This is a genomic window from Desemzia sp. FAM 23988, assembly GCF_045528365.1.
Lineage (GTDB): Bacteria > Bacillota > Bacilli > Lactobacillales > Carnobacteriaceae > Desemzia.
The window spans coordinates 162,282-171,351 of the sequence record NZ_JBGQQS010000003.1 but is presented as its reverse complement, the minus strand read 5'-3'; the positions used below and the strand labels follow the sequence as shown (position 1 = coordinate 171,351).

Annotated in this window: 9 protein-coding genes, 1 pseudogene and 1 riboswitch; of the genes and pseudogenes, 3 read left to right on the top strand and 7 right to left on the bottom strand. The window is 36.0% G+C overall.

Annotation, left to right across the window (positions count from 1 at the left end; translation table 11 throughout):
• The first annotated feature begins 196 nt into the window (after window positions 1-196).
• Window positions 197-529 carry an MGMT family protein gene (locus ACEN4L_RS03340; protein WP_407095937.1) on the top strand — a complete coding sequence of 111 codons (333 nt, stop codon included), beginning with the start codon at window positions 197-199 and terminating at the stop codon, window positions 527-529.
• A gap of 63 nt (window positions 530-592) precedes the next feature.
• Here the strand turns inward: ACEN4L_RS03340 and ACEN4L_RS03335 are convergent, their stop codons facing one another.
• The 7 genes and pseudogenes from ACEN4L_RS03335 to ACEN4L_RS03305 all read right to left on the bottom strand — a co-directional run bounded on the left by ACEN4L_RS03335 (window position 593) and on the right by ACEN4L_RS03305 (window position 7,507).
• On the bottom strand, window positions 593-1,402 hold the full coding sequence (locus tag ACEN4L_RS03335; protein ID WP_407095936.1) for an aldo/keto reductase family protein: 810 nt from the start codon (window positions 1,400-1,402) through the stop codon (window positions 593-595).
• A gap of 79 nt (window positions 1,403-1,481) precedes the next feature.
• Entirely contained in the window at window positions 1,482-2,078 is a 597-nt protein-coding gene (locus ACEN4L_RS03330) for a type 1 glutamine amidotransferase family protein (protein WP_407095935.1), read from the bottom strand.
• A gap of 176 nt (window positions 2,079-2,254) precedes the next feature.
• Window positions 2,255-2,821: a polymer-forming cytoskeletal protein gene (locus tag ACEN4L_RS03325; RefSeq protein WP_407095934.1), complete on the bottom strand. Its 567-nt coding sequence runs from the start codon at window positions 2,819-2,821 to the stop codon at window positions 2,255-2,257.
• Between the two features lie 335 nt (window positions 2,822-3,156).
• Window positions 3,157-4,965: a beta-glucuronidase gene (gene uidA, locus ACEN4L_RS03320; RefSeq protein ID WP_407095933.1), complete on the bottom strand. Its 1,809-nt coding sequence runs from the start codon at window positions 4,963-4,965 to the stop codon at window positions 3,157-3,159.
• 22 nt (window positions 4,966-4,987) lie between these two features.
• Window positions 4,988-5,203, bottom strand: a complete 216-nt coding sequence (locus ACEN4L_RS03315) for a helix-turn-helix domain-containing protein (protein ID WP_407095932.1) — start codon at window positions 5,201-5,203, stop codon at window positions 4,988-4,990.
• 15 nt (window positions 5,204-5,218) lie between these two features.
• Complete coding sequence (locus tag ACEN4L_RS03310; RefSeq protein WP_407095931.1) at window positions 5,219-5,860, bottom strand: AraC family ligand binding domain-containing protein; 642 nt, start codon at window positions 5,858-5,860, stop codon at window positions 5,219-5,221.
• A gap of 168 nt (window positions 5,861-6,028) precedes the next feature.
• Window positions 6,029-7,507, bottom strand: a pseudogene (locus ACEN4L_RS03305) (MFS transporter).
• A gap of 295 nt (window positions 7,508-7,802) precedes the next feature.
• A riboswitch (M-box (ykoK) riboswitch) is annotated at window positions 7,803-7,968 on the top strand.
• A gap of 417 nt (window positions 7,969-8,385) precedes the next feature.
• Between ACEN4L_RS03305 and ACEN4L_RS03300 the strand changes: the two are divergent.
• Both ACEN4L_RS03300 and ACEN4L_RS03295 read left to right on the top strand, forming a co-directional pair.
• Window positions 8,386-8,745, top strand: coding sequence for a cation transporting ATPase C-terminal domain-containing protein (locus ACEN4L_RS03300; RefSeq protein WP_407095930.1), 360 nt, complete (start codon window positions 8,386-8,388; stop codon window positions 8,743-8,745).
• Window positions 8,742-8,939 (top strand): hypothetical protein, encoded by a 198-nt coding sequence (locus tag ACEN4L_RS03295; protein ID WP_407095929.1) that lies wholly within the window; start codon window positions 8,742-8,744, stop codon window positions 8,937-8,939. Before ACEN4L_RS03300 ends, ACEN4L_RS03295 begins: the two co-directional genes overlap by 4 nt.
• Window positions 8,940-9,070: the final 131 nt, after the last annotated feature.

Here is a 9,070-nt window from a genome sequence, read left to right as displayed (position 1 = left end):
TACTTCAAAATCTATTACCATGGAGTAAAGAAGTTCAAGAAAGCTGCAAATAACCCTTACTGTAATACAAAACTATTGTAGCAAGGGTTATTTGTTATATCTATATACCGTTTCATTTTGCGCTTACAAACAAACTATGAACAGCGGCGCTTGCTGTTATAGTCAATAACCTCTAAATTAGAAAGGACCCATACATATGACAACATTTACAGAACGTGTAGTTCGGATCATCCGCTCTATTCCAACTGGAAAAGTAATGACTTATGGTCAAATTGCTGCTCTTGCTGGTAATCCACGCGGAGCGCGTCAAGTAGTCCGCATCTTACATTCAATGAGTCAAAAACATGATTTGCCATGGCATCGGATCATTAATGCCAAAGGAGAGATTGCTATAAAAGATGAGGTGGGATCTTTTACTCAAAAAGATCGTCTGTTGTCTGAAGGTATCATGCTGACGCGGTCGGGAAAAGTCGACCTCACTCGTTATCGTCACCAGCCAATTACTGAATGGATACCTGAAGAATATTAATCAGGTATTAAAAAAGAGCTATCCGCTTAAGCAGTTTTCTCTTAAGCGGACAACTCTTTCATTTTACAGCGATTCAATACTAATCATGTGTTCATCAGTCAATTCAAAATCAAATAATTCCAAGTTGGAAGTTTGTCGCTCATTATTGTGTGATTTAGGAATCACGACTACACCTCTTTGGATTTGGTAACGCAGCAAGACTTGTCCCCAGTTTTTGCCGTAGTTTTCAGCAATTTTATTGAGTTTAGCAATCTGTTCATCTGTTACTCTACTTAACGGTCCCCAAGCTTCTGCGACAATGTCATTTTTTTGCATATACTCGATGACTTCATTATTCCAAGTATGCGGGTTGGATTGAATCTGGTTTACAGCTGGTTGGATACGTGCAAATTGCTGCACCTTTTTCAACAAATCAATATCAAAATTCGATACACCGATAGATTTGATTTTTCCGTTGTCTACAAATGATTCCAGCACTTCCCAAGTGTGTTTTAATTTATCTTCATCTTCAATGGGATGATGAATCAGATACAAGTCAATGTAATCTGTTTGAAGGTTCTTCAAACTATTTATTACTGTTTGTTCTACCGCTTCTTTTGTACCGATATAAGCTTCATCTGCCGGAATTTTAGTCGTAATATAAAACTCTTCCCTCAGCACTCCGCTGTCAGAAATAGTTTCTCCAACACCAGCTTCATTTCGATAAGAAATAGCTGTATCGATCAATCGATATCCTGATTGAATAGCTTGTTCCAAAGCGCTGAAGTCCCCATTCAACTCCCCATTGTACTGATTGCCTTCTTTTCCATACGTGTTCGTCCCAGTACCAACTAGTGGTATCTTTAACCCATTTGCTAATGTGATGGTCTCCATGAAATTTCCCCCTACTGTATGTTAACTTACAGTATCTAGAATACCATTAAATAGTTTCCCTTCCTAAATCTTTGCTGATTTATTTTTCATTGGACCTTTTTCTCACAAACCCATTCTTGAAATTATCGTACCATGCGTCAATTTCTTCTAAATCATCGATTTTTAATAGTTTGTAGATTTCATAAGCAAAATCGACCGCTGCTGTTTCATTTGCTGTGATGACATCATCATCTCGGACTACTTGTTCATCCAAAAAATGAGTTTCCCCACGGTACCCGCTTTGTTTTTCAAAAAATTCAAAATTGTCTCCAGTGTGTTTTATATGATCCAGAAAGCCATGTTTTCCTAGAAAAATGGTTGCCCCGCAAATAGCAGCAATAGGAATTTGTCGGTCTCGAACTTGTTTGATAAATTCGGCTATTTCATCATATCGATTGTCTGCCCAAGAAAACCCACCAGGCAGGATCACTAACGCCAAACGACTGAAATTCGTATACTCCTTAATATCATAATCAATCTCGGTACGTAACCCGCCAATAGACGTTTTGGATTCTTTATCAAAAGAAATAGTCTTCACCGAATAATTTGCTGCAGAATTTACTTCTGCTATGGCATAAGCAGCCTCCCAGTCTGCCCATTGATCTGTTAATAACAATAATACTTCTTTTGAAGTCATAAGATCCCCACCCTCTGTTGTCTTGCACTTTGTTAAGTTTATTTTACCAAAAGCAATAGCTTGGCACTACTAATTGTACACAACAAACAGATTGTTTTGGAACGTCAAAAAAGAACTCTCTTGTCTTCTAGGAGTAAAGACAAGAGAGTTCCAATTTTTTCATGTTTTGTGAGGTGTTATTCAGCTACTGTGATTTCTCCAGTTACTGTACCTTCATCTAATTTAGCAGAGTCCATTAATTCTTGAGAATCAAATGTCACGTTTCCTTCAACAGTTGATCCAGCAAGTTCGAACCCTTCTTCTTTAACGATCACATCTCCAGCAAATGTACCATTTTGGATTCTGAAGTTTGGAGATTCAACAGTCATTGATGGAGCAGTTAAAGTAAATTCATCTGTAACATTGCGGTCGTCATCTTGTGCATATAAAGCTAATTTACGGTATACATCTCCACTGTCTTCCCCGCCATCATGGAAATTTCCAGCTACCATAATATCTTCATCTACAGTAACATCTTCTGTAATCGCATAAATCCATGTACCGTTTTCGCTAAGTCCTGCTAATACATCTGCAGGATCGTTGCTGATAGATGCGCTTGTTACTACTTCTGTGCTTTCTGCAGCGGAAGAAGCTGTTGATTCACTTTCTGTAGCAGTATCATCACTTCCACATCCAGCTGCCAATAGGATCACTGATGCACAAACTCCAAAAAACAAGTTTCTTTTTTTAATTGATTTACTCATAATACTTCTTACCTCCATATTTTGCTATCCGTTTTCAAAGTTATTAAAACAGCTTTATGTATCCATACTTGCTCCCTTAATAACTTCATAGATAGCATACAAAATTTTTGTGAAAAAATCAACATATTTGTTTTGTGAAAGCGTATTTTTTGATTTTTTTGCATTATTTCATCTATACATCACAGATAAACAGAATAGAACCGCCAATAATTAGACTATATTCCCTAATTGATGGTTTTAACTATTAAAGAGTTACAAAGTCACTTTTACACAAGTGCACCGTTTACTCTACAAAAAAAAGCACAGAAAACAGGTAAGTTTCTGTGCTGAGTACTTTATAGGTGTTTCTTATTTTTGTAATTAAAATCTGGAATAGCTGTCCAGCGTTGTTTTAAAACATGTGCAATCATTTTGGGTTCTCTTGCGCGTGTGAAGATTCCTTTTTTATTCCCTTGAACGCGGTTGATGCCCACTTTTGTTTCAAAGTCAGCGAAATTCCACAATTGTTCTCCAATCACCTGTTCATACTCATTGAAAACTTTGTGGTACGTATCGTAATAACGTACTTGATATTCTTCTGTAAATGGAATGTCATCAATAGCATGGTAACCAGGAACAGTATCTGCCCCATATTCAGTGAACATCACAGGTTTTCCAGGATACATATCCTTCCACAAGTCTAATTCAGCACGCAAAGCTTTTTCACCGGCTTTTAAATCTCCAGTTTGTACATACCAACCGTAGTAACGATTCAATGCAATGACATCCAATAAATCGGCTACCAAATCTTTGTCTGGAGTCGACATCATGATATTGACAATCGTTATCGGACGACTTTGAGGATCTAATTCTTTCGTCAAATTGATTAGCGGTTCAAAATATTCGCGAGCTCCTTCTTCATGAAGAGCAGGTTCATTGGCAATGGACCATAAAACAACACAAGCTAAGTTTTTATCGCGGTCGATTAGTTCACGAATAACTTGTTCGTGAGCTTGAGTTGTATCCATCGTATCCCATGTATTAGCAGTTTTTCCTTCACCAAACAACATAAAATCAAATGCTGAAAATAACCCGACAGCTGTAGTTTCATCAATAATTACAATTCCTTCTTTATCTGCTAAACGCATCATCTCTTCTGAATAAGGGTAGTGAGATGTACGGAATGAGTTGGCTCCGATCCATTTCGTCAAATTCAAATCCAGTACATTAGCCGTCTCATTCAAGCCGCGTCCATTGAGATAAGTGTCTTCATGTTTTCCAAAACCTTTGAAATAAAACGGTTTTCCATTGATCAAGAATTGATTGTCCCCAACTTCAACAGTCCGGATACCAAAAGGCTCTTCATAGACATCTATCAATTCTCCAGCAATAAATCCTTCCACTCGAGCAATGTAATGGTATGCATTCATTGGTTCCCATAAATGAGCATCTTCGACTGTCAATTCCGACTCTACACCCTTGCTGCTGGCAACGACTTCTCCTTCCTCATCTATAAGAGTAACTTTTACCTCATCAAATTGACCAGCAGTTCGCACTACAGTAAAGACTTTTGCAGCATTCCCATCTACTTGATGAGAAATGATGATATCATCTATATAATTATGTGGAGTCGTATAGACTTTTACTGGACGATGTAGACCGGCATAGTTGAAGAAATCAAAATTCTCACTTGATTTGCGAATCACATTTCCGTTTTCGTCAGTGGTTTCGCTGTAATTTCCAACAGGCAGTGTCGTGTAATCTAAAATGTTGTTGACAGATACGGTTACCCTGTTTTTTCCATTTACTAGTGCGTCATTGATAGTGGCTTCAAAAGGTGTAAATCCTCCAGTATGCTCTACCACTTTTTGGCCGTTTACATAAACGGCCGCTTTATGAGTTGCTGACCCAAAACGCAAGACAATTCTTTCAGACAGTAAAGGCTTTGCAATCGTAAACTCTTTTTCGTACCAAACTGTTCCAACATGTCTGCGAATCTCTGAAAGAACTCCTTGGTCATTAAATGAGCCCGGTACTGCCATTACAGCATCGGTCACTAATGGCTTCGTTACGTCTATTTCTTTTGTTTCATCATCTAGATAAAATTTCCAGACATCATTTAAATCAGTCAATGTACGACTTTCAGTAGCAATTGGATATAACATAAATAAAAATTCCTTTTCTTTTTTAATCGTGATTTGAACCAGCGGTCATATTAGCTTCAACTTCTTTTCGATATCTATTGGGTGTCATACCTATCTTTTTCTTAAAGAAACGATTAAAGTGCGCATCACTTTCAAATCCGCAATCGTAAGCTATTTCTTTTAAAGTCTTTTTAGCTCCGGAAACTTCTATTTGAAATTTGGCTTGAACTAAACGGTAATCCATTAAAAATTCCATCACAGAATAACCAGTAGATTATTTGAAGACGTGGGAAATATATGATTTGCTGATATTTAATTTTTTTGACAGTTTCTCAATAGTGATTTTTTCAGTAAAATGCTGTTGCAAATAAGTCGCGATTTTTTCAGCATACTTATCTTTTTCGCTTTTTATTTCTTTCATCCACACGATTGGTTTGCGCTTTGCTTGATAGACTTTCAACAAAAACATGCTTAAGACGAGTTTTATCTCTGCTTCCTGCGTAACTGTAAATTCTTCTTTAGATAAATCAGCTAATTTTTTACCCAATTCGATGATGTTATTGTAGCACTCTTGATCTTCAATGCGAAAAATTTGGTGTGGAAAATCTCTGAACACGTCTAATAAATAAAGAGCATTTAATTCTTTCAGACTACTCTCTATCCAAGCGGCAGAAAAGTGAATCATACTGCGTTCATATAATTCGCTCTCTTCAAGCACATGTGGTTTATGAAGTTCCGTGCCATCTAAAGCAATGATATCTCCTCGTTGCAAATCATAAATTTGATTATTGATCAGGTATCTGCATTTTCCCTGATGGAAAAAATACAGTTCATATTGCTGATGGGAATGATAGTTAAGACTATAGTATTGGCCTTTTACATGTACCAAAGCATTTATTTTTTCTGGAATTATCATTTAGATCATCCTCTAATTTCCTATTCAATCTGTCCTTCTTTATAACAAACAATAAGCTGTCAAAATTGACTCAGAAACTTATTTGAATTCATTGTAACAAAAAAGACGATAAGTTCCATTTTCACATTGGTACTTACCATCCTTTATTAAAAGCTTTATTCTGTTTCTTTATTTGCCAGCAATTCTTCTTTCTTCTAATACTTCTTGAATTTCAGCCATTCGTTTGCTATCTAATTCATAAAATCTCATAGCGATTAATGAAGCAATCCAAGCAAGAATCAATAAACCAATGAACAACAACATCGTTACCCAGAAAATATTTTCTGTATAGGGAGTTTCCGTTGTGGGGAATACTTCAGTAAAGCCGACCCAGGCTAAAGTAATACCAATAATGGTTTGTCCAAAAGAAGAAATCATTTTATCCACAAATGAGAAGATCGTTCCCATTACACCAGGTGCATAACGGCTTGTTTTATAGGTTTCATAATCTGTAATATCTGGAATCATTGGAATAACAATCCCACCTGATACTGTTTTCACACCATTACCTAGAATAAACAATACTAAGAAAGCGATTGTCATGAATCCCATGTTATCAAAGCTGATTTGAGAAGGATCTCCTAGTAACAATAGAGCAAATAGCGCAGAGTAAATAATGATACATGCCCATGTTGCAGTTACTAAAGCCTGCTTAGAACCTAATTTACGAGCATATCTTGTACCGATTTGGATAATAATCAAAGAAGGAATCATTGTGTAAGCTGATACTTGACCATACAATCCATAATCCCCGATTACGACACCAAATAACAAGACCATTACAATAGCATTATTTGCAACTGTTAAGGCTAACTTATCAGTTGCCGCAGCAACAATCAACATTTGTAAAGGTCGGTTCCCTTTTAAAATCCCAAACATGTCTTTTAAACCAATTTTTTCTTGTTTTCCACCTGTACCAAAATTTTCTGTTCTATCATGCTTCCAAATACCAGCAACTGCCAGTAAAGTTAACACTCCTACCATTAACACTACTGTGATAACAAATTCAGCAAAGAAAGCTTCATTAAAACCACCATGTTTTGGTTCTAGATAATTTGATACATAAACAGCAGCACCAGCAAAGAATAAAGACGTATAAGACAAATCAAATGTAGAGAATAATGGCCGTTGATTTGGATCATTGGTTAATACCGACTGGCCAGATTTTGTACAAGCTGTCTGGAAAGTGTACCCAACAATATAAATCAAATACAACACTATAAATTAAGCCAAACGTAAGTTTTCTGGAATTAAATGATTGGTAAAAAACAATAATAACGTGGTAATGGTCATAACAACATAACCAGAAATCATAAACGGTCTGAATTTCCCTAACTTACCATCAGTTTTATCAATCCAAAGACCGATAATTGGATCAGTAACACCATCCCAGAGACGACTAGCTGTAATGAGCGTTGAAACTAAGACAGTTCCTAATCCAACAACTCCTGTTGCATAATAGGATACAAAAGTCATTAAAAACATAAATGCGTTTGTTGCTGTATTATTTAGTGCAAAAGCTCCAATTTGCCAAACTTTAGCTGTCCGATATTTAGCAGGCTTTCTAGTAGCCAGATTATCTGGATGTACATCAATTACTTTTTCCATTTTATTCACTCCCATTCTTCATATGTCACAACAGATACCGCTTTCATTTTTTCTAACTAAACCGTCTTTTCTCCTTTCTTATTCTTAATGATATTAAAGCAACACAAGTATCGTTATATGATACCAATTTAATAAATATGATACTAGTATATCGGCAAATGAAACTTTTTACATTGACTGTGAATCCGTAAGTATTACTTAAAGATTGACTGATTAGGCTTTTTTAAATGATTATTTTTCTTCCATCAAACTTGACTTATAAATTTTTTTGAACTAGCATGGCAAACGAAATGAATAAAGCTTCTGTTAGACGAGGCTCCTATATGGAAAAACGCTGCTGCACAAAAACGTCGAGAGACACCAATGGGTCAACAGGAATGATCGACGCAAGGTCATTCTTAACGTAGCTGTTGAACAATCTACGCCATATAGTGCTAAAACTCAACGATGGAGAAGGCATAATGTTTTTTTAACATGCAAAAAAATATTATCTAGATATGGAATGTTTACCCTTTATTTGGATTGGATATTCAAGCATATACTCTGTCGTCAGATGGGGTGTATGCTTTTTTGTTGTTTTGCATTCTGTACTACGAAGGTAAACCATCATATAGAAGTCCTACAGATTCGTTTCAAAATAAACGATAAAAATGAGGTGAAAGAGTATGGAACAAAGCTCTGCTAGTGATTGGAAAACTAAAAGAGAAATAAGTCATGCTACCATAACCCATTTTATTCGGCTGATGATGTAGCACGCTTATTTTCCTTTAAGTCAAGGAGGAAAACATAATAGTAAACAAAAAAATTCTATTTATACCGAAAAAAAATCAAAAAATAACCAACTAAAAGAAATCGGTTATCTGACAGAAAAAACTTTTTTGGCACAATTACACACTCAAATAGAAGGGCTCTCTATCCAATTGCTCGTTCAAAATCTGATTTATGACGTTGCACAATTAGCCATTCCTTGGGACAAAATGGATTCTGAAAATCTCATGGAACCAGCTACTTGGAAAACTGCTGATTTGCTGAAATTTACTTTCAGCATTGGACCAATCAGTTCCATTTTTGATATTTTGACTTTCTTGTTGATGTGGTTTGTTTTCCAAGTAAACTCTGTGCAAGATGCACCTTTATTCCATTCAGGATGGTTTGTTATCGGATTGATTACTCAGACAGTCGTTGTGCATATTATTCAAACGAAAAAATTCCATTTATTCAAAGCAGAGCTAGTATGAGTGTGATTCCTTCAACACTAGCTGTTATTGCAGCAGCTATCTGGATTCCTGGTAGCCCGCTAGGTACGTTTTTTGACTTTGTGGCTTTGCCAGTAATTTACTGGAAATGGATGATTTTAATTGTTACAGCTTATATCGTTACAACTCAAAACGTTAAAGACATTTATATCAAAATCAACAAGCAATGGTTATAATGGACTTGCATGACAGAAAAGAAAGTTTTATAGTCTGCTTAAAAGGCAGCTTAAGCTTTCTTTTTTTTATTTCCGGAGCGAACATACTTTCTTTTGATTAGTAGATGTGGTATGATAGTTGCAGAGTTAGA

Excerpts from the sequence above, each read along its gene's own strand:
- ACEN4L_RS03340 (WP_407095937.1), top strand. The coding sequence starts at position 197 with ATGACAACATTTACAGAACGTGTAGTTCGGATCATCCGCTCTATTCCA.
- ACEN4L_RS03335 (WP_407095936.1), bottom strand. The coding sequence starts at position 1,402 with ATGGAGACCATCACATTAGCAAATGGGTTAAAGATACCACTAGTTGGT.
- ACEN4L_RS03330 (WP_407095935.1), bottom strand. The coding sequence starts at position 2,078 with ATGACTTCAAAAGAAGTATTATTGTTATTAACAGATCAATGGGCAGAC.
- ACEN4L_RS03325 (WP_407095934.1), bottom strand. The coding sequence starts at position 2,821 with ATGAGTAAATCAATTAAAAAAAGAAACTTGTTTTTTGGAGTTTGTGCA.
- uidA (WP_407095933.1), bottom strand. The coding sequence starts at position 4,965 with ATGTTATATCCAATTGCTACTGAAAGTCGTACATTGACTGATTTAAAT.
- ACEN4L_RS03310 (WP_407095931.1), bottom strand. The coding sequence starts at position 5,860 with ATGATAATTCCAGAAAAAATAAATGCTTTGGTACATGTAAAAGGCCAA.
- ACEN4L_RS03295 (WP_407095929.1), top strand. The coding sequence starts at position 8,742 with ATGAGTGTGATTCCTTCAACACTAGCTGTTATTGCAGCAGCTATCTGG.